Source organism: Rummeliibacillus sp. NPDC094406, from assembly GCF_044763875.1.
Classification (GTDB): domain Bacteria; phylum Bacillota; class Bacilli; order Bacillales_A; family Planococcaceae; genus Rummeliibacillus.
Genome location: NZ_JBIWGZ010000003.1, coordinates 372406 through 398689, shown reverse-complemented (window position 1 = coordinate 398689; position 26284 = coordinate 372406). Strand labels below are relative to the sequence as shown.

Sequence of the window (26284 nt, the reverse complement as noted above, 5' to 3'; positions counted from 1 at the left end):
GAGTGAAGCTTGAAGTAAGGAAGGGGCTTCAAAGGTATTTCACATTTCGTATTATTACAACTCTTCTAAAATCCCCTTAATCAAATCAACAAATTTCTTATTCACTTGACCAGCCACTTCAATGACTTCTTCATGATTTAGAGGTTGGTCAAGGATTCCACATGCCATATTAGTTAAGCAAGAAATACCGAGTACTTTCATGCTTGCGTGGGTTGCAACGATGGCTTCTGGTACTGTTGACATTCCGACAGCGTCAGCTCCTAAAGTACGAATCATACGAACTTCAGCAGGTGTTTCATAAGTAGGACCGCTCCACCAAGCATAAACACCTTGCTGTAATGAAATATCTTGCTTCTTCCCTACATTTAATGCTAAATTACGTAACTCTTTGTTATAAACTTCAGATAAATCAGGGAAACGTGTTCCTAATTCATCGTTATTTGGACCGATTAAAGGATTTGAAGCTACTAAATTAATATGGTCTGTGATTAACATTAAATCCCCAGGTGCGAATGATGTATTAACAGCGCCACAAGCGTTAGTAACGATTAAATTTTCAATGCCAAGTGCTTTCATGACACGAACAGGGAAAGTTACTTCATCTAAAGTGAAACCTTCATAATAGTGGAAGCGACCTTTCATTGCTGCTACTGTCTTCCCGTTTAAAGTACCAATGACAAGTTCATTAGCATGTCCAATAGCACTAGATTTTGCAAAGTGTGGTATTTCGCTATAGGGGATGCTGGTTGGATTTTCAATTTCATCAGCTAGATTTCCAAGTCCAGATCCTAGTATCAAACCTACTTTAGGAGATTGATCCGTCTTACTTAAAATAAAATCTCTAGCTTCCATAATATCTTGGATGTTATGCATTAAAAGTTCCTCCTTGAATTGCTACTTTAGAACATAAATAGCAGTTTCTCAATAAAAGCTTAATTCATGAAAGAAGCGTTGTAAAATTAAAAGAACTAATTTGTAAAATAATAGTAGAGAATGTAAAGATAGATCTATTTTACTCAGCCATTCTCTTTTTCTTTTTAGTTTGTAGATAAGCAATAATCGTTGTTTTGAGTGCTGCGTAATTTCCAATTGCTGCATAGCCATAAAACCATCCCATGAATAAACCTGCAATTAGATTCTGGCGATGACTGATAAAGACGGAAATCAATAATCCAAGTATCAAGGGGATTGTTGGAACGTACTTTTTAGGAATATGAAAAATGATTTTTAATATTTGAGTAAGAATCATGATAACGGGTATCGCTATAACAGCATCCCAGAAGTTTGTATGGATTATCGGGAATAATTCCATCTTTTCACCTCTTTCGAAGATACGAAATATGTAGTAATTGCTTTTAATAGTTGTTCCCTGAAATATGGTATTTATTCTCGGGGATTAATTCTGTGAATTTATTTTTTATAAAATATTATTAAAGTTAAATCAATTTCATAATTCAAAGATTTAATAAAAAACACGAACATTAAATGGGCATTCTTATATGCCATATCAATTAGAAAATTGTCTATGAAGCGGAAGATGGCGACTCCTGCGGGAAAGCGAGACAGGTGAGACCCCGCAGTGAAGCACGGTACGGGCTTCCGAGGAGGCTCAACGATCGCTTAGCACTAAAGCGCCGTCTGGAGCGGCATACTAAGTAAATACTGGAAATGAAATATCATCTGAATTATTGAGTTGTTTATTTAGAAATATATTTATGAAATCGATTCAGTTATTAAATTATAAAACAACTATTTTAATCATTCATTTTTAATAAAATTAATGTTTTTTTCTATATTTTTAGCGAAAAATTATGTATTTTTGAGAAATACAATTGTATTTCTGTAGAAAATTTATTAAAATTAAAGACGTAAATTAATTGTTCTACAACACAATATAGTTTTGTTTTATACCTTTATGCTTTTTATAACAATGAATTAAGGATTAGAAAGCTGTGATTTCTTTACGTTAAATATAAAGTAACGAACATGTGCATCTGTGTTAAACATTAGGAGGGGAAATTATGGCTAACAAAGAGTTGAAAAGGGGTTTAGAAGCAAGACATATTCAAATGATCGCACTTGGTGGAACAATAGGCGTAGGTTTGTTTATGGGTTCAGCAAGTACAATTAGTTGGACTGGACCATCGGTTATGCTTGCTTATGCAATCGCCGGTATTTTTGTGTTTTTTATTATGCGTGCTATGGGAGAAATGCTTTATCTTGAACCAACAACAGGTTCATTTGCGACATTTGCTCATGAATATATTCATCCACTTGCAGGTTATCTAACTGCGTGGAGTAACTGGTTCCAATGGGTAATCGTTGGGATGTCAGAAGTTATTGCTGTAGGTTCTTATATGCAATATTGGTTCCCAGATATACCTGCATGGGCACCCGGAATTGTAGTTATGATTATTTTAGGGGCTGCTAACTTAGTATCTGTTAAGTCTTTTGGTGAATTTGAATTTTGGTTTGCATTTATCAAAGTTATAACAATTATTTTAATGATTATTGCTGGATTTGGATTAATCTTCTTTGGTCTTGGTAATGGTGGACACGCAATTGGAATTTCAAACTTATGGTCACATGGTGGTTTCTTTGCAGGTGGCTTTAAAGGATTCTTCTTTGCATTATCACTAGTGGTAGCAGCTTATCAAGGTGTTGAATTAATCGGTATAACAGCTGGTGAAGCGAAAGATCCTCAAAAATCAATCACAAAAGCAATTAATTCAATTATTTGGCGTATTTTAATCTTCTATATTGGTGCTATTTTCGTAATCGTAACAGTTTATCCTTGGGATCAATTAAAAGAAGTAGGAAGTCCATTTGTTGTAACGTTTGCAAAAGTAGGTATTACAGTAGCTGCTGGCTTTATCAATTTTGTCGTTATTACAGCTGCAATGTCTGGATGTAATAGTGGTATTTTCAGTGCTGGACGTATGATGTATACATTAGCGATAAACGGACAAGCACCTAAAGCATTCGCGAAAGTATCTAAAAATGGTGTCCCATATTGGGGTACAATCGCTGTTTTAATTGGTTTAGTTGTCGGTGTTATTTTAAACTTTATTGCACCATCAAAACTTTTCGTATATGTATATAGTGCAAGTGTTCTTCCAGGGATGATTCCATGGTTTGCATTATTGATTGCTCAAATTCGTTTTAGAAAAGTACACGCCAAAGAAATGGTAAACCATCCATTTAAAATGCCTTTCGCACCAGTAAGTAACTATGCAACCATCATCTTCTTGTTAGTCGTATTAGTCGGCATGTGGATCAACGATGATACACGTATTTCATTAATCGTAGGGATTATCTTCTTAGCACTTATGACAATCCTATTCTATATATTTGGTATGAATAAACGCGATTATAATTTAAAAGAAAATGACTAAATAAAAAATTGCTTATCTAAAATATAAAACCCGGAGAGTCCTTTTGATTAGGAAATTTCCGGGTTTTTGACTTATTCGCTAAAAGCAATAGTTGGGGGAGAATAAATTCCATTCTGACCAATACTGTATATTTTCCCCTTTGTTACGTTTAGTGTAATAATGGAAATGATAAACATCACACCACAGCCAACCTATTGCACCTGATAGGTACCATTAAAAGCATCTTTAAACACGCTGATCGCAAGGTAATTATTTGGATGGTTCAACGACAAATCGCAAGTCCAATCAAGTCGACCGTATTTAGTCAGTATCCGAACGTGTTGGCCAATAAGCTGGTTCGAATAATGCTAAAATTCTTAGGGAAGATGTATTATCTGACTTCATAATAAGGAAGTGAAATGTTTTGCAAATAATTTCTAGTCAAGAGCATCAAGTATATCCAATTATATTCCCAACATCTTATGGACCTCTAGGAACGTTCAACTTTTTTATCATCAATGACGGAGAATCATTATCTCTAATTGACGCTGGTATCAATCATGAAGGCTGTTGGGATTTTTTTAATATAGTATTAGCAGAACGTGGGTACAAGTTATCTGACATCGACCGCATCATATTAACTCATCATCATGAAGATCATGTCGGGCTGCTAAAGCGAATATTAGCTGTGAAAGATATCCCAATTTATGCACATCCACTTGCCATTTCAAGATTAGCAATGGATGCAGATTTCTTTCATATGCGTTATCAGTTCTTCAATGATCTTTATGCTGAAATGGATTGTCTTCAAGATGCACAGCCCCGATTAGAAAAACTAAGACAGACATTAAAAGAACTAGATGAAAAAAGATTAATGGCAAACTATATTCCAATTCAAGCAGGAGATATTGTTAGTGGTTTGGAAGTCATTGAAACACCCGGTCATTCACCAGATTCTATTAGTTTGTACGATAAAGAAAGAAAATGGCTGTTTACTGGAGATTTGGTTTTAAAAGAATCTTCAACAAATGCAATTATAGATCCTGATCAAAATGGCGTTCGCTTAAAATCAGTAGTCCAACAACGTCAATCATTAACTAAATGTGCAGAAATTGATGCATTGCTTGTCTTTCCAGGGCATCGAAATATAATAGAAAATCATAAGCAATTGATTAACCAAAAACTTGAATCGATGAATCGCAAAGCTGAAAGAATGTTGGCGTTATTAGCTAAACAATCACAAACAGCTAGCTCATTAGCAAAGCAATATTATAAGTCAAAATATAATACAGAGTTTTCTCTTGTTATGTCAGAAATAATTGGCTACCTCGACTACTTAGAAGACAATCAATTAGTGATAAAGGAAAAAATAGATGGTGTATGGATTTATTCTTTGGCACAACAAATACAGGAAGAGGCCATTCCAGAAGGTTAACTTTTGGGCTAGCTTTTTCTGTTGGGATAACAGTAGGTGTCAGATCTTTTCCTAAACGAATTTCTTATCGTTATAATAGGAATAGATAATATTCGTATGTGAGGAGGGTTTTCGATGAGCAGCTATATCGTTATGCAAGGGGAAACCTATGAAGAAGATAGAGGTTTAGAGGTAATTTGGTCTCCTATTTATGATAGGGCGGGGCTTGAACCTCATTTTTGGGCAAGAATGCGACAAGTGAAAAAAGGAGATTGCATTTTTCATTATGTAAAAGGGGCAATTGTTGCCATCAGTATTGCTCAAAGTGACTGTGAAGAGGGAGTAAAACCGATTCTTTTCCGTCTCCAAACAGAAGAGAAAGGTCATGTCGTTCACACAAAATATTACCCGCTAGAAGTACCACTAATCATCCGTGATTTTTGGAAAGACATTAAACCTTTACTTCCAGCAAAATATGCTCCATTTCAAGAAGATGGTAGTGGCAATGGTGGTTATTTGTATCCTTGTCACGAGGAAATGGCATTACTATTTTCAAAATTAATCCGTTCGTTAAACGAAATAAATACGGGTGAAGAACAACTATCGTTATCAATTGATGCAGTTCAACAAACGAATCCTCTGTTTACTCTCTTAGATCGATTAGAAGATCATGTGAAAAATGTTTTGCAACACAATCAATCCGTATTTTTGGAGCAACAATTAAAATTATGGAATGGAACTTGCTCGATTTGTGGAATTCATCATCTGAAAATGATGCACGCAACACATGCAAAATCGATGAAAGAAAGTATATTAGAAGAGAACAAAGATCCATTTAATGGCATTTTGCTTTGTGCAAATCATGCAGTTTTATATGAAGAAGGTTTAATCACTTTTGATGGTAGAGGGAGATTGCATATTTCACAAAGAATAACTCCAGAAGAATATAGCAAATATCAATTGAAAGATGGTCAGAAAATAGAATTATACCCTGAAAATAAAACTTATTTTAGATGGCATAAACGATATCACTTTCAACCATAATAATAAAGACTAGCAATTTTTTAGAACATTAAAAAACAATTAGTTTTGTCGTGTGAAATTGTTTTAGCTCTAAATGAAAATATGCTATGATGATTTTAGGGAGAGTGAACACAATTGCGAAGAAAAAGAGGAAAACTTCAAAAGCATCAAAATGTTATTGTGTTCCCCGGAACAATAGAAAGGCTAATTGCAGAAGGACAGCGATATGCTGAGAATTATCAATATGATAAAGCTGTTGTTTCGTTGCGTGAGGCATTGCAATATACTGAAGGTGATGAAAGCCTATTAAGTGTTTATGCCTTCGCTTTGTATGAAATACGCAATTTTCAAGAAGCGAAAGTTATTTGCGAGAAATTGCTAGCCATTGGTCCACAGTTATACATAGAAACCATGGAACTTTATTTGACAGTTTTGATGGAATTGAAGGAATTTAAGCAAGTGGAGACATTAATTGACTCTTTGCTTGAAGAAGACGTTATTCCACTTGAATCTCAGGATAAATTTATTCATATCAAAAACTTAAATGCAATGATTGCTGATAAGCAAGATGAAGTACAAGCGGATGGAGTGGTGATTGAGATTGAGATAGCTTACGAACAATTCGAAGCAGATCAATTTTTTTCTCAAACGAATTTACTGCAAATGCAACAGTTGCAAGCTGTTCGTGAAGTGAATATTCGTCCATTAAAAGAGCAAATGGTTGCTATTATTGAAGATGAACGAGCTCATCCAATGATTCAAAGTTTTGCATTGTACTTACTCGTACAGCAAGAAATAGATCTTGAAGTGCAAGTGAAAAAGTTTGATGAAGTGAGTACTGTCAATCCATCACAACTACAGTTTCCTGACGAGATGCCTGTCGCAAAGAAAGTTTTAAAACTTGTTGAAAGTGCATTAGAACGGGAACCATCTACATTAGAAATGGTGCAATATCTATTGGCAAGACATATGTTTGTGACGTATCCTTTTGAATGGTTCCATTATCAATCAGAAGAGATAGTAGAAGGATATATTGATTTTGTACATGCTATGTTTGGTGAAGTAAAAGAAACAGATTATGATTTTATGGACTTATTAAACCTGCTAGAAGAGCAGTCTGAGCTGTTTGATGTATGAAATCAGTTGAAACTATAGTTATCTATGATATACTAAAACAGTTGTGAAAGTCGTATTAACGAATGAATTGTCCAACATTTGAAATTAATTTTGGAGGTATTATAAATGTCAGTAAAATGGGAAAAACAAGAAGGTAACTTTGGATTATTAACAGTAGAAGTACCTGCAGAAAAAGTAAACGAAGCTTTAGACAAAGCTTTCCAAAAAGTTGTAAAACAAATTAACGTACCAGGCTTCCGTAAAGGTAAAATGCCTCGTCCAATGTTCGAAAAGAAATTTGGAGTAGAATCATTATTCCAAGATGCTTTAGAATTTTTAGTGAACGAAAACTATCCTTTAGCAATCGATGAATCAGGAATTGAACCTGTAGATCAACCAGAAATCGATTTCGAAATGGAAGACCTAGGCAAAAACAAAGACTTCAAATTCACTGCTAAAGTAACTGTTAAACCAGAAGTAACTCTTGGCGACTACAAAGGATTAGAAGTAACTAAACAAGAAACTTCAGTTACTGATGAAGAAATCGAACAACAATTAAAAGACCAACAAACTCGTCTTGCAGAATTAGTTGTTAAAGAAGATGGCGCTGTAGAAGAAGGCGACACTGCTGTAATCGATTTCGAAGGCTTCCAAGATGGTGTAGCATTCGAAGGCGGAAAAGGTGACGACTACTCACTTGAAATCGGTTCAGGTTCATTCATCCCAGGATTCGAAGAACAATTAGTAGGCGTAAAAGCTGGCGAATCTAAAGATGTAGTTGTAACATTCCCTGCAGAATACCATGCTGCTGAATTAGCTGGTAAAGAAGCTACTTTCAAAGTAACTTTAAAAGAAATTAAATCAAAAGAACTTCCAGAATTAGATGATGATTTCGCTTCAGAAATCGATTCAGAAGTTGAAACTTTAGCTGAACTTCGCACTAAACTAAAAGAAAAAACTGCTACTGAAAAAGAAAGCGCTGCTGAAACAGCTTTACGCGACGACTTAGTTGAAAAAGCTGCTGAAAACGCAACAATTGATATTCCAGAAGCAATGGTTGAAACAGAAATCAACCGTATGTTACAAGAATACGATCAAAGCTTACAAATGCAAGGCATGAACCTTGACCTTTACTACCAATTCTCAGGTCAAGATGAAGCAGCTCTTCGTGCACAAATGAAAGGCGATGCTGAAAGCCGCGTACGCGTATCTTTAGTTCTTGAAGCAATTGCTGAAGCAGAAAAAGTAGAAGTAACTGAAGAAGACATCAACGCTGAATTAGAAAAAATGTCTGAACAATTCAAAATGGATGCAGAACAAATCAAATCAGTTCTAGGTGGTACATCTGTTCTTGAACATGACGTGAAAATTCGTAAAACAGTTGAATTATTAGTTGAAAACGCTAAAGTAACTGAATAATACAGTTCAATTAGTAAACCTGAACAAGGTACGGGTTTTAAATCCGTACCTTGTTTTCTTAACATAAAATTAGAAAATTTAGAATAATACATATTAAAGAGTGAAATTGTTACATGAAATCATTATATTTGATAATATAGAAAGAATCTTGTAACATTGTTGCTTGAATAGGGGTGAAATAATTGTTCAAATTTAATGATGAAAAAGGCAATTTAAAATGCTCATTCTGTGGTAAACCACAAGAACAAGTCCGTAAACTAGTTGCAGGACCAGGCGTATATATTTGCGATGAATGTATCGATCTTTGTTCTGAAATTGTTGTTGAAGAACTTGGTACTGAAGAAGAAGTTGAGCTAAAAGACATACCAAAGCCAAAAGAAATACTAGATATTTTGGATGATTATGTCATCGGACAAGAACGTGCCAAAAAAGCATTATCTGTAGCTGTTTACAATCACTACAAACGTATTAATTCTAACAGTAAAGTGGATGACGTAGAGCTATCTAAATCTAATATCGTGTTAATCGGACCAACTGGTAGTGGTAAAACATTATTAGCTCAAACCCTAGCGCGTATTATCAACGTACCATTTGCGATTGCTGACGCTACTTCTTTAACAGAAGCTGGCTATGTAGGTGAAGATGTTGAAAATATCCTTCTTAAACTAATTCAATCTGCTGATTATGATATTGAACGTGCTGAAAAAGGAATTATCTATATCGATGAAATCGATAAAGTGGCACGTAAATCAGAAAACCCATCTATTACACGTGATGTGTCAGGTGAAGGTGTTCAACAAGCATTACTGAAAATCCTTGAAGGTACAACAGCAAGCGTGCCTCCTCAAGGCGGTCGTAAACACCCTCATCAAGAGTTCATTCAAATAGATACGACGAATATTCTATTCATCGTAGGTGGTGCTTTTGATGGAATTGAGTCAATTATCAAACGCCGTATGGGTGAAAAAGTAATTGGATTTGGTTCTGATGTTAAAAAACATAATACTAATGACAAAGATATGATGAAGCACTTAATCCCTGAAGATTTGCTTAAATTCGGTTTAATCCCTGAATTTATCGGTCGTTTACCAGTATTGGCTAGTTTAGAGCAACTGGATGAAGATGCACTTGTTCAAATTTTAACAGAACCAAAAAATGCATTATCTAAGCAATATCAAAAGATGTTAGAACTAGATAATGTAGAACTTGAATTTGAAAAAGACGCATTATATGAAATCGCGAAAGAAGCTATTGAACGTAAAACTGGTGCACGTGGCTTACGTTCAATTATCGAAAATATTATGTTAGATGTAATGTTCGAATTACCTTCTCGTGATGATATCGTGAAATGTATTATTACGAAAGAAACCGTTACAGATAAAGCTCGTCCGAAACTCCTTTTAAAGGATGGGACAGAGTTAGATCCAGATAACGAAAAAACGTCTGCATAAAATCTGATTGAAAAGCTGGCTTCGATCAAGTGCCAATCAGCACTTGCTCGATGGTCAGCTTTTTTTAAAACTTATTATTGTGCATGAAAAGAGTATTCTGTAACATACTTATAGCGTAGTTAAAAAAGCTCCTAGGATATTCAATAAAAAGATGAAATTTCACACAATCAGTCGGAGGTGATCACCCGTATGGCAGAAGTAACTAGAACGAAAGACATACCACTTTTACCACTTAGAGGGTTACTCGTTTATCCAACGATATTATTACATATTGATGTAGGTCGTGAACGCTCTATTGAAGCATTGGAAAAAGCGATGGCAGATGATAATTTGATATTTCTTGTGACACAAAAAGTCATGAGTGTCGAAAATCCGGTGCAAGATGATTTATATGAAGTGGGAACTGTTGCTTATGTGAAGCAAATGTTGAAATTACCTAATGGAACATTACGAGTGCTCGTGGAAGGTCTCAACCGAGCAAGAATTAAGAAATGTATAGATCATGAAGACTATATGTCGGTGGATCTGGAAAATTTAATTGATTCAAAAGAAGTTGATATTGAAACAGAAGCATTGATGCGTACATTATTATCTCATTTTGAAAAATATTCAAAAGCATCTAGTAAAATTTCTAACGATTCTTATGAAACAGTAGCAGATATTGAAGAGCCTGGTCGTTTCGCAGATACTATTGCATCATATTTACCATTAAAAATGCAAGGAAAACAAGAAATTCTTCGCATGATAGATGTAAAAGAAAGAATCAATATCTTAATTCAACGATTGCATGATGAACAAGAAGTATTAAATCTTGAACAGAAGATTAATACCAAAGTTAAGCGTGCGATGGAAAAAACGCAAAAAGAATTCTACTTACGTGAGCAGATGAAAGCAATCCAAGATGAACTTGGAGACCGCGAAGGAAAACAAGCAGAAGTTGAAGAACTTAAAAAACGTATTGAAGCTTCTGAAATGCCAGAGGATACAATGAATGTTGCCTTAAAGGAATTAGGTCGTTATGACAAAATTCCAGCTGCTTCTGCAGAGAGCGGTGTGATTCGAAACTATTTAGATTGGCTTATTTCTCTTCCGTGGAAAACAGCTACTGAAGATCGTCGTGATATCCATGTTGCAGAAAAGATATTAAATCGAGATCACGAAGGTTTAGAAGAGGTAAAAGAACGTATTTTAGAATACCTCTCTGTCCAACAATTAACAAATTCACTTCGTGGACCAATACTGTGCCTAGCAGGACCTCCGGGAGTAGGTAAAACATCTTTAGCAAAATCGATTGCTGAATCACTAAATCGAAAATTTGTCCGAATCTCATTAGGTGGTGTTCGCGATGAGTCCGAAATTCGTGGCCATCGAAGAACGTATGTCGGTGCAATGCCTGGACGAATTATACAAGGTATGAAAAAAGCAGGTACGATTAATCCTGTCTTCTTATTGGATGAAATTGATAAAATGTCGAATGATTTCCGTGGTGATCCAGCAGCAGCTATGTTAGAAGTATTGGATCCTAATCAAAATAGTACATTTAGTGATCACTATATCGAAGAAACATATGACCTATCGAATGTTATGTTCATTGCAACCGCAAATGATTTAAGTACAATTCCTGGGCCATTACGTGATCGAATGGAAATTATTTCGATTGCTGGTTATACAGAAGTAGAAAAACAAGAAATCGCAAAGAATCACTTAATACCAAAGCAAATGGAAGAAAACGGTTTAGCAAAAGCACAGCTGCAAATCCGAGATGATGCAGTACTTGACTTAATTCGTTATTATACGCGAGAAGCGGGTGTACGTAATTTAGAACGTCAAGTTGCTTCATTGTGCCGTAAAGCGGCAAAACAAATAGTATCAGGTGACAAAAAACGTGTTGTCATTACAGCGAAAAATCTAGAAGACCTATTAGGAAAACACCGATTCCACCATGGTCAAGCAGAAAAAGAGAACCAAATTGGTGTAGCAACAGGCTTAGCTTATACTGTTGTTGGGGGCGATACGCTTCAAATTGAAGTTTCACTTACTCCAGGTAAAGGAAAGATCCAATTAACTGGTAAATTGGGTGATGTCATGAAGGAATCTGCACAAACAGCATTATCCTATGTGCGTTCAAAAGCAGATCAATTAGGAATTGATGAAGATTTCTTTGATAAGCATGACATTCATATCCATGTACCAGAAGGAGCTGTGCCGAAAGACGGTCCTTCAGCAGGTATTACGATGGTTACGGCGATTACTTCGGCTATTACCAAACGACCAATTCGCCGTGAAGTTGGCATGACAGGTGAAGTTACTTTGCGTGGTCGAGTATTACCGATTGGTGGCTTGAAGGAAAAATCACTAGGTGCTCACCGTGCAGGATTAACAACAATTATTATACCGAAAGATAATGAACGTGATATTGATGATATTCCAGAAAGTGTTCGTAAAGGGCTCACATTTAAGCCCGTGTCAAACGCAGATGAAGTATTGAAATTAGCGTTAGACGGAGGGATTTCATGAAAGTCAATAATGTAGAGATGGTCATTAGTGCTGTTCGACCAGCTCAATATCCAGAGGACGGTCTGCCAGAGTTCGCTCTTGCAGGTCGTTCTAATGTTGGTAAATCTTCTTTTATCAATCGAATGATTGGTCGAAAAAGTATGGCTCGTATATCATCAAAACCAGGGAAGACTCAAACACTAAACTTCTATAAAATTGAAGAACAATTGTTTTTTGTAGACGTACCCGGTTATGGTTATGCAAAAGTTTCTAAAACTGAACGTGAAGCTTGGGGCAAAATGATCGAGCAGTATTTAACTGGTCGTGGTATGTTAAAGGCAGTTGTACAAATCATTGATATTCGTCACGAACCAACTGATGATGACTGCATGATGTATGATTTTTTAAAACACTACAATATTCCAACAATCGTAATTGCTACAAAAGCAGATAAGATTAAAAAAGGAAACTATGCCAAACATATTAAAATGGTCGAAGATGTTTTAGATATGGATCCCAATGACCCACTTATTTTATTCTCATCTGAGAAAGCGATGGGTATGGAAAAAGCATGGGCAGAAATAGAAAAAAGAATGTAGTAGTTTTACATAAAACCTGTAGAGTTGAAAAATTCTACAGGTTTTTTTACAAAATTTAGCAAAATAAGCACCCTTCTCTTTTAATTAAATTTCCGGAAATTCAATCAAAGTGCAACTATGTTGTGCTTCGATGTATGATTTGATAAAATATAGATTATAATAATTCTAAAGAATAAATATCGATTTTTATGTCATATCCTGTTCACAAATTAAAAGCAGGATTATTCATATTTTGTGATATAATATAAATCGTTAATTAGAACGTGAAGAGGTGTATAATTTCATGCATACCATAGTAGTAGGCTTGAATTATAAAACAGCGCCCGTCGAAATTCGTGAGAAATTCTCATTTACTGAAGAAGAACTTCCGAATGCGATGAGAGCATTACAAAGTCAAAAAAGTATATTAGAGGATGTAATTGTCTCAACTTGTAACCGTACTGAAATTTATGCAGTAGTAGATCAACTGCATACAGGACGTTATTATATTAAACAATTCCTATCAACTTGGTTTAAAGTTCCAGTTGAGTTTTTTGAATCTCATCTTTATATTCGTGAAGAAGATAGTTCAATGATGCATCTATTCAATGTTTCTTCAGGAATAGACTCAATGGTATTAGGTGAAACTCAAATTTTAGGACAAGTTAAAGGTAGCTTTTTAAAAGCTCAAGAAATTGGAGTTACAGGTACTGTTTATAATAAATTATTCAAACAAGCCATAACATTTGCAAAACGCGCGCATGGTGAAACAGCTATTGGCGAAAATGCCGTTTCTGTTTCTTACGCAGCGGTGGAACTTGCAAAGAAAATTTTCGGATCATTATCAAATAAACATGTAGCTATTTTAGGTGCAGGTAAAATGGGTGAACTTGCAGTTGAAAATCTATACGGTAGCGGTGTTGGTAAAGTAACTGTTATTAACCGTACATTTTCTAAAGCAGAAACATTAGCTGAGAAATTTAATGGTACTGCAAAATCTATGGAAGAACTGCAATGTGTATTATTAGAAGCAGATATTTTAATTAGTTCAACTGGTGCGACAGATTATGTAATTGATTATGATTTAATGCAACATATCGATCATTTACGTAAGGGAAAACCGATATTTATGGTTGATATTGCTGTTCCTCGTGACCTTGATCCACGTATTGGCGAACTTCAAAATGTTTTCTTATATGATATCGATGATTTACACGGTATTGTCGAAGCGAATCTTGCTGAACGTCAACGTGCAGCTGAAAAAATCACATCTATGATTGGTTCAGAAATCGATGAATTTAAAGATTGGATGACTACTTTAGGTGTTGTTCCTGTTATTGCAGCACTTCGCCAAAAAGCTGCTCGAATCCAATCAGAAACAATGCAAAGTATTGAAAATAAAATGCCTGACCTAACTGAGCGTGAAAAAAAGGTATTGAATAAGCATACGAAATCGATTATTAACCAATTGTTAAAAGAACCTATTTTGCAAGCAAAGGAAATGGCGAGCTCTCAAAATCCAAAAGAGCAATTAGCGTTATTCCAACAAATTTTTGGAATTGAAGAAGAGGTAGAAGAAGAAGCTCGAAAACAACAACTTCACCCAAAAGAACGCATGCAAAAACAAGCATTAGAAGCACAAATAACTGATGCTAAATTGTCATATTAAAGCACTTTTTTGAATGCGTTTTCGTATCTATGTGGTAAACTAATAGGTGCGAAGGCGCTTTTTTCATCTAATGTATAACATGACACAAAGGAGTTTGTTATGACTGATTTGACGATGACAAGGCTACATGAAGCAATGGTCGTCTTATATGCGATCAGTCTTGTCTTTTATTTTATAGATTATCTCAATAAAGACGCCAAAGCACACCGAATTGCGTTTTGGCTTGTATCAATAGTATGGATTATGCAGTCCGTTTTCTTAGGGCTTTATATTATTGATACACATCGATTCCCGATATTATCGTTGTTTGAAGGGATCTATTTCTATGCTTGGCTTTTAGTGACGATTTCGATATTATTGCATTGTTTATATCGTGTCGATTTGCCGGTGTTCTTCTTAAATGTCATCGGTTTTATCTTTATGTCGATTCATACATTTGCACCAAATCAAATTGCGCAGTCACCAGTAGGACATTCACTTGTTTCTGAATTGCTCTTTATCCATGTAACGTTCGCTATATTGTCATATGTTGCTTTTTCTTTGTCATTTGTTTTCTCCACATTGTATTTAATCCTTTATAATGTACTTAAGAAAAAGAAATGGACAAAACAATGGACGAGATTACCCTCTTTAGAGCAAGCTCAAAAAGGTATGTCGGGTGCATTATTAACAGGTATTCCATTTTTATTGATTAGTTTAATATTGGGATTACAATGGGCCTATGTTTCATTAGCTAATTTTACAATTTTCGATGTGAAGATTGTTGGTTCATTTATATCATTATTAATCTATTGTGTAATTTTATATGGAAATCGAAAAGGAAAACTACAAACAACAACGTATGCTTGGACACATGTCTATGCGTTCTTGATCATTATTATTAACTTCTTCTTAGGAAGTCGTTTATCAAGTTTTCACTTTTGGTATTAATAGAAAGGTTGGATTGTAAGTGCGTAAAATTATTGTAGGTTCTAGAAGAAGTAAACTTGCTTTGACACAAACTAACTGGTTCATCGACCAATTAAAAAAGACAGGTGCTCCATTTGAATTTGAAGTGAAGGAAATTGTAACGAAAGGTGATAAAATCCTTGACGTTCAATTGTCAAAAGTAGGCGGTAAAGGCTTATTTGTAAAAGAAATCGAACAAGAATTATTCGATAAAGAAATCGATTTTGCTGTTCACAGCATGAAGGATATGCCTGCTGTACTTCCTGAAGGACTGGTAATCGGTTGTATTCCGAAACGTGAAGATCCTCGTGATGCATTTATTTCAAAAGGTCATGTGAAATTTGCAGACCTTCCAAAAGGTGCAGTTGTGGGTACTAGTAGTTTACGTCGTAGTGCACAATTATTACTTGCACGCCCTGATTTAGAAATCAAATGGATTCGCGGTAACGTTGATACCCGTTTAGCAAAACTTGAAACAGATGAATATGACGCCATTATTTTAGCAGCTGCAGGTTTAAAACGATTAGGCTGGAATGATGAAGTTGTTACTGAATATTTATCCACGGATGTTTGTATGCCAGCTGTCGGACAAGGTTCACTTGGTATTGAATGCCGTAGTGAAGATGAAGAATTACTTGCAGAACTTGCTAAATTGACAGACCAAGCAACTTGGGAAGAAGCACAAGCTGAACGTGCGTTCTTAGCTGCTATGGATGGTGGCTGCCAAGTGCCGATCGCAGGGTTTGCACGCTACAATGATGGACAAGTGGATTTTAAAGGTTTAGTAGCAGCTCCTGATGCTTCTGTTTTCTATAAAGAAACTTTAGTTTCAAAAGACGCTATTGCAGCCGGTAAAGAAGTTGCTGCTAAGTTAACAAAACAAGGTGCCTTTGATTTGATTCAAAAAGTAAAGGCTGAGCAAGATGCTCAATAATTTGCCTTTACAAGAACAACAAATTGTTCTGACAGGCACCAATATTACGTATTCTATATCTTCTAAAATAAAAGCTTTAGGCGGCAAAGTATATCATTTGCCGCTTATTACTGTACATGAAATCGAAACGTCAGAGGATTCCAAAATGCTTGAACATGCGATGAATTGCGAATGGCTACTATTTACTAGTCAAAATGCTGTACAAGCTTTTTCAAATAAACTAGCACGTTTAAAACAAACTAAAGAGAATTGCTTGGCGAAAATTGCAGTAGTAGGTGAGAAAACAGCACAAGCGCTCGAAAAGTTAGGTTTTAAGATTGATTTTATGCCTTCTACATATAGTGCAGATACCTTCGTTAAAGAGTTCCCAATGCATGTTGGACAATTAAAAAGTTGTCTATTCTTGAAAGGAAGTTTAGCAAAGGCTACTATAAAAGAGGGATTACCGTTTCCAGTAGAAGAATGGACTGTTTATGAAACAATTCAAACAACAGAGCATGCCTCTGCTTTGAAAGATTTGATTGAGCAATCACCAGTCGTAACTGTGATCTTTGCAAGTCCTTCTGCAGTAGAAGTTTTTGCAAAGCATATAGCTCCTGAAATCGGTTGGAATGGTTTTAAGATTGCAGCAATCGGTCATGTGACAGAGACGGCATTGCAAAATGTTGGGGCAGCGGTAGATATAAAACCGGAAAAGTATACAATGATGGCCATTATTGACGAATTAGCTAAAGGAGAGGAACTTTAATCATGGCAGACTTAAACTTTAAAAGACATAGACGTCTACGCCAATCTGCAACTATGCGTGCAATGGTAAAAGAAACATACTTACACAAAGAAGATTTCATCTATCCAATTTTCGTAATCGATGGCGAAAATATTAAGAATCCAGTGAATTCAATGCCAGGTGTATATCAATTTTCTTTAGATCGTTTAGGCGAAGAAATGGATGAAGTCGTATCTCTAGGTATTCCATCTGTTATTCTTTTTGGTCTTCCAGCTGAAAAAGATGAAGTTGGTACACAAGCTTTCCATGATCACGGTATCGTACAAGAAGCTACACGTTTCGTCAAAAAGAATTACCCAGATATCGTCGTAGTCGCAGATACTTGCTTATGTGAATTCACTTCACATGGTCACTGTGGCGTTGTATCAGAAGACGAAAAAATCTTAAATGATCCTTCTCTAGATCTTCTTGCAAAAACAGCTGTTTCACAAGCACAAGCAGGTGCAGATATTATAGCACCTTCTAATATGATGGATGGATTTGTTGCTGCAATTCGCAAAGGCCTAGATGAAGCTGGATTTGAAGATGTTCCAATCATGTCATATGCTGTAAAATATGCATCTGCATACTATGGCCCATTCCGTGATGCTGCTGATGGTGCACCAAAATTCGGTGACCGTAAAACATATCAAATGGACCCATCAAATCGTTATGAAGCAATGCGTGAAGCTACTAGTGATGTTGAAGAAGGTGCAGATTTCTTAATCGTAAAACCAGCATTATCATACTTAGATATTGTTCGAGATGTTCGTAACAATTATGACTTACCAGTTGTTGCATACAATGTAAGTGGTGAATATGCAATGGTTAAAGCAGCAGCACTTAATGGCTGGGTAGATGAAAAACAAATCGTTTTAGAAACTTTGACAGGTATGAAACGCGCTGGAGCAGACTTAATCATTACTTACCATGCGAAAGATGCAGTTCGCTGGATGGAGGAGAAATAATCAATGACTCGTTCACATGAAAAATCAAAAGCAGCATTTGCTGAAGCTATCAACCTAATGCCAGGTGGCGTTAACAGCCCAGTTCGTGCATTTAATGCAGTAAACATGGACCCAATCGTGATGGAAAAAGGTCACGGTGCAATCATTACCGACGTAGATGGTAATGATTATATTGACTATGTATTATCATGGGGTCCACTAATCATCGGCCATACTCATCCTGATGTTGTAGCAACGATTCAACGTGTTGCTGAAACAGGTACAAGCTTCGGTGCATCTTCAGTCATCGAAAATGAGTTAGCTAAAGAAGTAATTAAACGTGTTCCATCAGTTGAAATGGTACGTATGGTTTCTTCAGGTACAGAAGCAACTATGAGTGCTATTCGTGTTGCTCGTGGCTTCACAGGACGTGATAAAATCTTAAAATTCGAAGGTTCTTATCACGGACATGGTGATTCATTATTGATTAAAGCTGGTTCAGGTGTTGCAACACTTGGTTTACCAGATAGCCCTGGGGTTCCAATGGGAATCGCTCAAAATACTTTGACAGTTGCATATAACGACTTAGAATCTGTTAAACAAGTATTTGAAAAATACGGTGAAGAGATTGCAGCAATCATTGTAGAACCAGTTGCGGGTAATATGGGTTGCGTTCCTCCGCTTCCTGGCTTTTTAGAAGGCTTACGCGATATTACAACGAAATCTGGATCATTATTAATCTTTGATGAAGTGATGACAGGTTTCCGTGTAGGATTTAACTGTGCTCAAGGATATCTAGGTGTTACTCCTGATCTTACTTGCTTAGGTAAAGTAATCGGTGGTGGACTTCCAGTAGGTGCTTTTGGTGGTCGTCGTGACATTATGGAACGTGTTGCTCCAGCAGGTCCAATTTATCAAGCGGGCACACTTTCAGGTAACCCTTTAGCTATGGCTGCTGGTCTTGAAACATTAAACCATGTTACGCCAGAATCATATGATTACTTCAAAAAATTAGGAGATCAATTAGAAGTTGGCTTCCGTGAAGCAGCTGAAACTTATAATATTCCACACACTGTAAACCGTGTAGGATCTATGATTGGCTACTTCTTAACAAATGAAAAAGTTATCAACTTTGATACAGCAAAAACTGCCGATTTACAATTATTTGCAGACTACTATGCATTAATGGCTGAAGAAGGTATTTTCCTTCCACCATCTCAATTCGAATGCGTATTCTTCTCAACAGCGCATACAGAAGAACATATCGCAAAAACAGTAGAAGCATTCCAAAAAGTATTCAAGAAATTAGCTCGTTAAATATAGAAGCAGGCTCATAGAGCTGATCAAGAAAATCCAGGGAATAAACCTTCCCTGGATTTTTTGTATTCATATAATTATGCTAATATAATTTATTGAATGATATAACTAGAAGGACAATTTATCCCTGACATATGTTCTATCTTCAATTATATCTGCATATACATGAAGATAGAGGAGGGATAGCAAAGTGCAAAAAATTACCTGGGAAATAAATGAGGCATTTATTTTTCCAGAAACTTATGGCTGCCCAGTAAAAGCGAACGATATTCATGTTAAACCACGTTGGGAACAACAAGTTGATGATTTATCAGTATCGCTTTCAGGGATTTATCATTTATCAGCTTTTCTGGAATTTGACGCAGGCAAGGAAAGAGAAAAACAATTATCAAATGAATGTACCCTAATAGATGAGGTGGAATGGCAAGAGAAGCAAGGATATTTTGAATACGCAATTCCTTTGGACGTTAGTCTGCCAAAAGAGGGTATAGTACATTCATCCATTCAATTAAATACAAGAGATGTTGATGTACAATTGCGAGAAGATGGTGTTTGCAATATTAAATGCCATGTAGATTGCCTCTATGATGAGATGCCAGAAGAATCACCAGAAGTAGCACATCCTTTTGAAAGCAATTCAGTGATTCTTCATTCGGAAACAGCTACAGATATGGTTGCAAATGCAGATTCAGAGGAATCCATATTGAGTGAATTTTTGTGGGATTTAGAAGAACATTATACGAGAGTTCAGATACCATTAAATAAAATCCGTTATTAATAAAAAACAAAGAAGTAATAAGAATAAAAGTATGATTATATCCCATGTTGTAGGGAAAATTATGACACGAACAAATTGAAAGCATGAAATGGGAATAATGATATTTCTGCAATAAAATCTAGTCTTTCTCAACCAAGGGGGAAGTAAATAAGGGTTGTAACGATTTTTTTTCAAAATTCCATCTCCTTTCTGTTAATTAAAAAATCCATACCTAGTAATATATGTTGCTAGGGATGGATTTTTGTAGTTAAAGTGGGTAAGTAATTGTTTTGGTTTCTTCAGTTATTAAATCAAATATTGTATAGGTTAAAGAATTATTTTCGATTTCTAAAGTAGCTGGGGATCGGTCATCGATTTTCGTCAGTACTGCTACCATTAAATTTGTATAAACATTATCAATCACTGCAAATACCGAATATCTATTATTTGTAATCTATTCTATCGGTGAAGAAGCTATTTAAGTGATTTGATATATATTAATATTATATTTAGATAATATAAGTGAACCTTCGCCGTTTAAAAAGAAATGATAGTAACTTGCTGCAAAATCATACGGATTTTATTAATAAAGTTAAATTTCTTTTCTGTTGCTTTTGGGAAATGATTTTGATTACATGCGCTCCCTTCCTCTAGTAAAAGGGGATCATTTACTAAGAAATAGGAAAAATGATTATTATCTTCTTCTTCAGGATTATAGCCCTCTATACAAAATGTACAGTGATTCATGTGAAGAAAGTGGAAATTTGTTTTAAGTATTCTGAAAAACTTGAAAAACAATGACGTATTCGTTACAATGGATACAGCTATATATATATGCTGAGAAGGGGAGGAGTAGAACGCTCCTACTTGTAAGAGAGGGAACGGTTGGTGCAAGTTCCTCAAGTAGTCGTTTGAAGGTAGCCCTGGAGCAGTTTCTGTGAACGATTAAGTAGCAGTAACCGGTTAGTAGCCGTTATGAGATGAAGTGTCAGCCGTTTTGTGCTGAAATTAAGGTGGTACCGCGAATATTCCTTCGCCCTTTTCTAGGGCGAAGGTTTTTTTTATTTTAAAGCGGAGGTAGCTCGTTCAAAAGCCCCTATACTTCATACTATGATGAGACATTAAAGGAGGTCATTGTATTGACAGAACAAAACACATCTATGCCAACAAAGTACGATCCACAGTCCATTGAACAAGGTCGTTATGAATGGTGGCTTGAAGGCGAATTCTTCAAAGCACAACCTGAAAGTGAAAAACAACCATATTCGATCGTGATTCCACCACCAAACGTAACAGGTAAATTACACTTAGGTCATGCTTGGGATACAACGCTTCAAGATATTCTAATCCGTATGAAACGCATGCAAGGTTACGATGCTCTATGGTTACCAGGTATGGATCATGCAGGTATTGCAACACAAGCAAAAGTAGAAGCAAAATTACGTGAACAAAATATTTCTCGTTACGACTTAGGTCGCGAAAAGTTCCTCGAAAAAACGTGGGAATGGAAAGAAGAATATGCAGGCGCAATCCGCCAACAATGGGCTAAAATGGGGCTTGCATTAGATTATTCTCGTGAACGCTTCACATTAGATGAAGGCCTATCAGACGCTGTTAAAGAAGTATTCGTAAAACTTTACGAAAAAGACTTAATCTACCGCGGTGAACGCATTATCAACTGGGATCCACAAGCGAAAACTGCATTATCTGATATCGAAGTAATCTACAAAGATGTTCAAGGTGCTTTCTATCACATGGAATACCCATTAGCTGATGGTTCTGGTAAGCTTGAAATCGCAACAACTCGTCCAGAAACAATGCTTGGTGATACTGGTATTGCTGTAAATCCTAAGGATGAACGCTACGCTCATTTAGTAGGTAAAACTGCGATTCTTCCAATCATAGGTCGCGAACTTCCAATCGTTGCAGATGACTATGTTGACTTGGAATTCGGTACTGGTGTTGTTAAAATGACTCCAGCTCATGATCCTAATGACTTTGAAGTAGGTAACCGCCATAGTTTATCACGCATTATCGTGATGAACGAAGACGGTACAATGAACGAAAATGCTGGTAAATATCAAGGTATGGATCGTTTCGAATGCCGTAAACAGATCGTAAAAGACTTACAAGAACAAGGTGTACTTATTAAAATCGTAGACCATATGCACTCAGTAGGTCACTCAGAACGTACTGGTGTTGTTGTAGAACCTTACCTTTCAGCTCAATGGTTCGTTAAAATGGAACCACTAGCAAAAACTGCTCTTGAACTTCAAGAAAAAGAAATGGAAAAGGTTAACTTTGTGCCAAACCGTTTCGAAAACACATACTCTCGCTGGATGGAAAATGTTCATGATTGGTGTATTTCTCGTCAATTATGGTGGGGACACCAAATCCCAGCATGGTACCACAAAGAAACTGGTGAAGTTTACGTAGGTAAGGAAGCTCCAACTGACGAAGAAAACTGGACTCGTGATGAAGACGTTCTAGATACATGGTTCTCATCTGCATTATGGCCATTTTCTACAATGGGCTGGCCTGATGAAGCAAGCGTAGAATACAAACGCTACTATCCAACAAGTACATTAGTAACAGGTTATGATATCATCTTCTTCTGGGTATCTCGTATGATTTTCCAAGGTCTTGAATTCACTGGGGAACGTCCATTCAAAGACGTATTAATCCATGGTTTAGTACGTGACGGTGAAGGACGCAAAATGTCAAAATCACTTGGTAATGGTGTTGACCCAATGGATGTAATCGAAAAATACGGTGCAGACTCACTACGTTACTTCTTAGCAACTGGCTCATCACCAGGTCAAGATTTACGTTACACAACTGAAAAAGTTGAAGCTGTTTGGAACTTCGCAAACAAAATCTGGAATGCATCTCGTTTCGCATTGATGAATATGGATGGTATGACTTATGATGAAATCGATCTTTCTGGCGAAAAATCTGTTGCAGATAAATGGATTTTAACTCGCCTAAACGAAACAATCGAAGAAGTAACAAAACTTGCTGATAAATACGAATTTGGTGAAGTTGGCCGTCAATTACACAACTTTATCTGGGATGATTTCTGTGACTGGTACATTGAAATGGCGAAATTACCATTATACGGTGAAGATGAAGCGGCGAAGAAAATGACTCGTTCCGTACTTGCTTATGTACTAGACAACACAATGCGTCTATTACATCCATTAATGCCATTTATCACTGAAGAAATCTGGCAAAACCTTCCTCATGAAGGAGTATCTATCACTCACGCTTCATGGCCAGTAGTGAACCCAGAATTTACTTTTGATCAACAATCTCAAGATATGAAATTGTTAATGGATATTATCCGTGCAGTACGTAATATCCGTGCAGAAGTAAATACACCAATGAGCAAAAAAGTACCAATGTACATTTCTGCAAAAGATGCAGCGACATTATCAGTACTTGAAGACAACAAAGCGTACATCGAAAAATTCTGTAACCCAGAAACACTAACTCTAGGTGAAAACTTACAACCTGAAATGAAAACAATGTCAGCAGTTGTATCTGGCGCTGAGTTATTCTTACCACTTGAAGGTTTAATCGATGTAGCAGCTGAAATCGAACGTCTTAACCACGAACTTGAAAAATGGGATAAAGAAGTAAAACGTGTTCAAGGTAAACTAAACAACGAGCGCTTCGTATCAAAAGCACCAGATGAAGTAGTTGCAGCTGAACGTGAAAAAGAAGCAGACTACCTTGAAAAATTCTCTACCGTTGAAAAACGAATTGCTGAATTGAAGAATATGTAATAAAGCAAAAACGCTCAGACTTGTTCTGAGCGTTTTTTCATACTTTAATTGTTGTCATTTATAAACTATGCTAAATAAATAGCCTAAAAGCACGCATATTAATGTAAATATATTAATATAATTTTACTAGATTCACTGAGTTTTGATGTTTTTGCTATTAATTTATTTATTTTAATCTATTATTATACTGGAGTATTTTTAGGAGGAATTGATTTGAAACGAACACTGAAATTATGCGTCGCAACAGCCCTTGCCGCAACTACATTTTTAGGTACGACATTTGTAGATAGTCATGATGCAAATGCTCGTGGTACAGGGATTTATTCAAGCTGTAAGGCTTTTAACCATGTATATCCACATGGAGTAAAGAAAACAGCTAAAACTAAAAACGCCGTACATCAACGTCATGGTGGAATTATATATCGAAATTCTTCTGCAAAGGTATCAGCAAGTATTTACAAAAAGGCAATACAAAAAAACTATGACTTAGATCGTGATAACGACAATATTGCTTGTGAAAAATAAAAGAAAGGGCGTAATGATTTATTACGCCCTTTCTTTTTGTTGATTAAAGTATTCGATGATCAGTGATGGTAAAAACTGATCATATAACTCGTAATAGGATCTAGCCCCAACCGGATCTTCAATTTCATTTAATATCCAATCACCACTGGGTAACATTAAAAAGTCGATACCAATATAATCGCTTTTTAAAGCTTTCTGCAGCCTCATAACCTGTTCTCGTTTCTCAGCATCTAATTCGTATTTTTCAATTGTTCCACCTAAAGTGTAGTTGGAGCGGAAATCTTGTCCGCCTATTCGTTTGACAGTGCCAATGATCTCTGAACCTAGAACCCAAACTCTGACATCTGTTGCATTTGATTCGATATATGGCTGGATAATTGTTCTACGATTATGCCATTTCTCTTGAAGTTCTTTCAGTTCCTCTGCATTTTTGCATAGTGCAACTTCACTACCCCCGTGACCATCGATTGTTTTAATAATAACAGGGTATTGCTGAATCTGGGGATCCAATAGAATTGGAACAGTAGGAATTCCTTGAAGTTGTGCAAATTGCAAGGTGCTTTTTTTATCATTCGCAAGTTCATTCACAAATGAACTATTAAACACTTTAATACCTGTAATTTCTAACTTTTTAGCAATTTTGGCATTACGCGTACGATTCCAGACAAATAGTGGCTTGCCAATAGTTGTATCCAAAAAGTTTAGGTCTATTTCATCTGTGATAACTAATGAGAGTTCGATACCATGCTTTTTCGCGGCTTCTACCATTTGTTCAATAAAAATACCATTTTTCTCTGCATCTTGCTGTTCGTATAAAAGATAGGCGTGTTTCATCATTTCACCCGATTTTCTTCAATATATATTCGATAAATTGAACACCTACATTAACCCCAGTTATATTGTAGAGATTTCTGATATGTGCTGCAGCATTGACTTCACATACGATGGGTTCCTCATCTGGCCCGAATAATAAATCTACACCAGCGAATTCTGCACCGACAGCTTTTGCTGCTCGAATGGCAACTTCTTTCTGGTGATCTGTTAGAACGATTTTTTCTGCTTTACCGCCATTTGTAATATTTGCACGAAAATCGGTTTCGGAATGACGATACATAGATGCTACGACATCATCGCCAATAATATTTACACGAATATCGCGACCACGACTAGAATCGATAAATTGTTGGAAGACAAAATCGACACCTCTTAATTCATCCACTTTTTCAAAGAATTCTTCTTCTGTATTAATCAAATAGACCTTCATTCCAAAAGATCCATGTCCCTCTTTAATAATCATCGGAAGACCTAATGTTTGTAAGACACTTTCAAAATAGCCACTATCACGAATTGTGAAGTTTGGATAAACCTTTGGTGCAATAATAGTCATAGGCATTGGTATGCGAGCCTTTGCAAGCTGTATGTATTGTTTTGCCTTATTGTCACACGTTTCAATGACTTCTGGATCATTGAAAACAGGAATACCACTATTTTTTAAATAAGTAGCTAGTAGGATATCTTTGTCTAAAAAGATGACGAAATCCGGTTTGTTTTGAAGTTCTCCATCGAACTTCATCATGATTTCATAGTTTTTATAAATAATCGGTTGAACATTCAGTTGTTGTGCTGCTTCGGCCATTAGTCTCGCTTGATCTAGAAACTTATCATTTACGAGACTGCCGTTATATATGATCCAACAAGTTTTCATTGCAAAATCCCCTTAACACTAGTGCTATAATAATATATAAAAGTTTAGCACGAAAAC

At 36.0% G+C, this 26284-nt stretch carries 22 protein-coding genes and 1 other annotated feature; of the genes, 17 read left to right on the top strand and 5 right to left on the bottom strand.

The window, feature by feature from the left end; all coding sequences use genetic code 11:
• Nucleotides 1–54 precede the first annotated feature (54 nt).
• Together ACIQ4I_RS10325 and ACIQ4I_RS10320 are read right to left on the bottom strand one after the other, a co-directional pair.
• Complete coding sequence (locus ACIQ4I_RS10325) at nt 55–873, bottom strand: purine-nucleoside phosphorylase (RefSeq protein WP_403095896.1); 819 nt, start codon at nt 871–873, stop codon at nt 55–57.
• Between the two features lie 139 nt (nt 874–1012).
• Complete coding sequence (locus ACIQ4I_RS10320; protein ID WP_403095895.1) at nt 1013–1312, bottom strand: hypothetical protein; 300 nt, start codon at nt 1310–1312, stop codon at nt 1013–1015.
• Between the two features lie 709 nt (nt 1313–2021).
• Between ACIQ4I_RS10320 and ACIQ4I_RS10315 the strand changes: the two genes are divergently transcribed.
• The 15 genes from ACIQ4I_RS10315 to ACIQ4I_RS10245 all read left to right on the top strand — a co-directional run bounded on the left by ACIQ4I_RS10315 (nt 2022) and on the right by ACIQ4I_RS10245 (nt 20230).
• The gene (locus tag ACIQ4I_RS10315) at nt 2022–3395 is read left to right on the top strand and encodes an amino acid permease (RefSeq protein ID WP_403095894.1); all 1374 of its coding nucleotides are present in this window, start codon (nt 2022–2024) and stop codon (nt 3393–3395) included.
• 403 nt (nt 3396–3798) lie between these two features.
• Nucleotides 3799–4809 (top strand): MBL fold metallo-hydrolase, encoded by a 1011-nt coding sequence (locus ACIQ4I_RS10310; RefSeq protein ID WP_403095893.1) that lies wholly within the window; start codon nt 3799–3801, stop codon nt 4807–4809.
• Nucleotides 4810–4923: 114 nt separating this feature from the next.
• On the top strand, nt 4924–5832 hold the full coding sequence (locus ACIQ4I_RS10305; protein WP_403095892.1) for an HNH endonuclease: 909 nt from the start codon (nt 4924–4926) through the stop codon (nt 5830–5832).
• A 114-nt stretch (nt 5833–5946) separates the two neighbouring features.
• Nucleotides 5947–6948 carry a hypothetical protein gene (locus ACIQ4I_RS10300; protein ID WP_403095891.1) on the top strand — a complete coding sequence of 334 codons (1002 nt, stop codon included), beginning with the start codon at nt 5947–5949 and terminating at the stop codon, nt 6946–6948.
• Between the two features lie 105 nt (nt 6949–7053).
• Nucleotides 7054–8346, top strand: a complete 1293-nt coding sequence (gene tig, locus ACIQ4I_RS10295; protein WP_403095890.1) for a trigger factor — start codon at nt 7054–7056, stop codon at nt 8344–8346.
• A gap of 182 nt (nt 8347–8528) precedes the next feature.
• Nucleotides 8529–9797 carry an ATP-dependent protease ATP-binding subunit ClpX gene (gene clpX, locus ACIQ4I_RS10290; RefSeq protein WP_403095889.1) on the top strand — a complete coding sequence of 423 codons (1269 nt, stop codon included), beginning with the start codon at nt 8529–8531 and terminating at the stop codon, nt 9795–9797.
• A gap of 189 nt (nt 9798–9986) precedes the next feature.
• Nucleotides 9987–12314: an endopeptidase La gene (gene lon, locus ACIQ4I_RS10285; RefSeq protein WP_403095888.1), complete on the top strand. Its 2328-nt coding sequence runs from the start codon at nt 9987–9989 to the stop codon at nt 12312–12314.
• The gene (gene yihA / locus ACIQ4I_RS10280; protein ID WP_403095887.1) at nt 12311–12892 is read left to right on the top strand and encodes a ribosome biogenesis GTP-binding protein YihA/YsxC; all 582 of its coding nucleotides are present in this window, start codon (nt 12311–12313) and stop codon (nt 12890–12892) included. The genes lon and yihA overlap by 4 nt, the downstream gene beginning before the upstream one ends.
• Before the next feature lie 283 nt (nt 12893–13175).
• The gene (hemA, locus tag ACIQ4I_RS10275) at nt 13176–14540 is read left to right on the top strand and encodes a glutamyl-tRNA reductase (RefSeq protein ID WP_403095886.1); all 1365 of its coding nucleotides are present in this window, start codon (nt 13176–13178) and stop codon (nt 14538–14540) included.
• Nucleotides 14541–14639: 99 nt separating this feature from the next.
• Nucleotides 14640–15470 (top strand): cytochrome C assembly family protein, encoded by an 831-nt coding sequence (locus tag ACIQ4I_RS10270; RefSeq protein ID WP_403095885.1) that lies wholly within the window; start codon nt 14640–14642, stop codon nt 15468–15470.
• 19 nt (nt 15471–15489) lie between these two features.
• The gene (hemC, locus tag ACIQ4I_RS10265) at nt 15490–16422 is read left to right on the top strand and encodes a hydroxymethylbilane synthase (protein ID WP_403095884.1); all 933 of its coding nucleotides are present in this window, start codon (nt 15490–15492) and stop codon (nt 16420–16422) included.
• Nucleotides 16412–17170: a uroporphyrinogen-III synthase gene (locus ACIQ4I_RS10260; RefSeq protein WP_403095883.1), complete on the top strand. Its 759-nt coding sequence runs from the start codon at nt 16412–16414 to the stop codon at nt 17168–17170. The genes hemC and ACIQ4I_RS10260 overlap by 11 nt, the downstream gene beginning before the upstream one ends.
• Before the next feature lie 2 nt (nt 17171–17172).
• The gene (gene hemB / locus ACIQ4I_RS10255; protein WP_403095882.1) at nt 17173–18156 is read left to right on the top strand and encodes a porphobilinogen synthase; all 984 of its coding nucleotides are present in this window, start codon (nt 17173–17175) and stop codon (nt 18154–18156) included.
• Between the two features lie 3 nt (nt 18157–18159).
• The gene (gene hemL, locus ACIQ4I_RS10250; protein WP_403095881.1) at nt 18160–19452 is read left to right on the top strand and encodes a glutamate-1-semialdehyde 2,1-aminomutase; all 1293 of its coding nucleotides are present in this window, start codon (nt 18160–18162) and stop codon (nt 19450–19452) included.
• A gap of 190 nt (nt 19453–19642) precedes the next feature.
• Nucleotides 19643–20230 (top strand): hypothetical protein, encoded by a 588-nt coding sequence (locus tag ACIQ4I_RS10245; protein ID WP_403095880.1) that lies wholly within the window; start codon nt 19643–19645, stop codon nt 20228–20230.
• 247 nt (nt 20231–20477) lie between these two features.
• On the opposite strand, the gene ACIQ4I_RS10240 is transcribed toward ACIQ4I_RS10245, so the two are convergent.
• Nucleotides 20478–20633 carry a hypothetical protein gene (locus tag ACIQ4I_RS10240; protein WP_403095879.1) on the bottom strand — a complete coding sequence of 52 codons (156 nt, stop codon included), beginning with the start codon at nt 20631–20633 and terminating at the stop codon, nt 20478–20480.
• A gap of 406 nt (nt 20634–21039) precedes the next feature.
• Nucleotides 21040–21253 (top strand) — a binding site (T-box leader).
• Nucleotides 21254–21369: 116 nt separating this feature from the next.
• Between ACIQ4I_RS10240 and ACIQ4I_RS10235 the strand changes: the two genes are divergently transcribed.
• Together ACIQ4I_RS10235 and ACIQ4I_RS10230 are read left to right on the top strand one after the other, a co-directional pair.
• Entirely contained in the window at nt 21370–23997 is a 2628-nt protein-coding gene (locus tag ACIQ4I_RS10235; protein ID WP_403096131.1) for a valine--tRNA ligase, read from the top strand.
• 213 nt (nt 23998–24210) lie between these two features.
• Nucleotides 24211–24522, top strand: a complete 312-nt coding sequence (locus tag ACIQ4I_RS10230; RefSeq protein ID WP_403095878.1) for an excalibur calcium-binding domain-containing protein — start codon at nt 24211–24213, stop codon at nt 24520–24522.
• Between the two features lie 21 nt (nt 24523–24543).
• Here the strand turns inward: ACIQ4I_RS10230 and ACIQ4I_RS10225 are convergent, their stop codons facing one another.
• Nucleotides 24544–25359 carry an ATP-grasp domain-containing protein gene (locus ACIQ4I_RS10225; protein ID WP_403095877.1) on the bottom strand — a complete coding sequence of 272 codons (816 nt, stop codon included), beginning with the start codon at nt 25357–25359 and terminating at the stop codon, nt 24544–24546.
• A gap of 1 nt (nt 25360) precedes the next feature.
• The gene (locus tag ACIQ4I_RS10220) at nt 25361–26227 is read right to left on the bottom strand and encodes an ATP-grasp domain-containing protein (RefSeq protein ID WP_403095876.1); all 867 of its coding nucleotides are present in this window, start codon (nt 26225–26227) and stop codon (nt 25361–25363) included.
• Between the last annotated feature and the right edge of the window lie 57 nt (nt 26228–26284).

Bases quoted from the DNA above. Each gene is read 5' to 3' on its own strand.
- ACIQ4I_RS10325 (WP_403095896.1), bottom strand. From the start codon at position 873: ATGCATAACATCCAAGATATTATGGAAGCTAGAGATTTTATTTTAAGT.
- ACIQ4I_RS10320 (WP_403095895.1), bottom strand. From the start codon at position 1,312: ATGGAATTATTCCCGATAATCCATACAAACTTCTGGGATGCTGTTATA.
- ACIQ4I_RS10315 (WP_403095894.1), top strand. From the start codon at position 2,022: ATGGCTAACAAAGAGTTGAAAAGGGGTTTAGAAGCAAGACATATTCAA.
- ACIQ4I_RS10305 (WP_403095892.1), top strand. From the start codon at position 4,924: ATGAGCAGCTATATCGTTATGCAAGGGGAAACCTATGAAGAAGATAGA.
- tig (WP_403095890.1), top strand. From the start codon at position 7,054: ATGTCAGTAAAATGGGAAAAACAAGAAGGTAACTTTGGATTATTAACA.
- lon (WP_403095888.1), top strand. From the start codon at position 9,987: ATGGCAGAAGTAACTAGAACGAAAGACATACCACTTTTACCACTTAGA.
- yihA (WP_403095887.1), top strand. From the start codon at position 12,311: ATGAAAGTCAATAATGTAGAGATGGTCATTAGTGCTGTTCGACCAGCT.
- hemA (WP_403095886.1), top strand. From the start codon at position 13,176: ATGCATACCATAGTAGTAGGCTTGAATTATAAAACAGCGCCCGTCGAA.
- ACIQ4I_RS10270 (WP_403095885.1), top strand. From the start codon at position 14,640: ATGACTGATTTGACGATGACAAGGCTACATGAAGCAATGGTCGTCTTA.
- ACIQ4I_RS10260 (WP_403095883.1), top strand. From the start codon at position 16,412: ATGCTCAATAATTTGCCTTTACAAGAACAACAAATTGTTCTGACAGGC.
- hemB (WP_403095882.1), top strand. From the start codon at position 17,173: ATGGCAGACTTAAACTTTAAAAGACATAGACGTCTACGCCAATCTGCA.
- hemL (WP_403095881.1), top strand. From the start codon at position 18,160: ATGACTCGTTCACATGAAAAATCAAAAGCAGCATTTGCTGAAGCTATC.
- ACIQ4I_RS10235 (WP_403096131.1), top strand. From the start codon at position 21,370: ATGCCAACAAAGTACGATCCACAGTCCATTGAACAAGGTCGTTATGAA.
- ACIQ4I_RS10225 (WP_403095877.1), bottom strand. From the start codon at position 25,359: ATGATGAAACACGCCTATCTTTTATACGAACAGCAAGATGCAGAGAAA.
- ACIQ4I_RS10220 (WP_403095876.1), bottom strand. From the start codon at position 26,227: ATGAAAACTTGTTGGATCATATATAACGGCAGTCTCGTAAATGATAAG.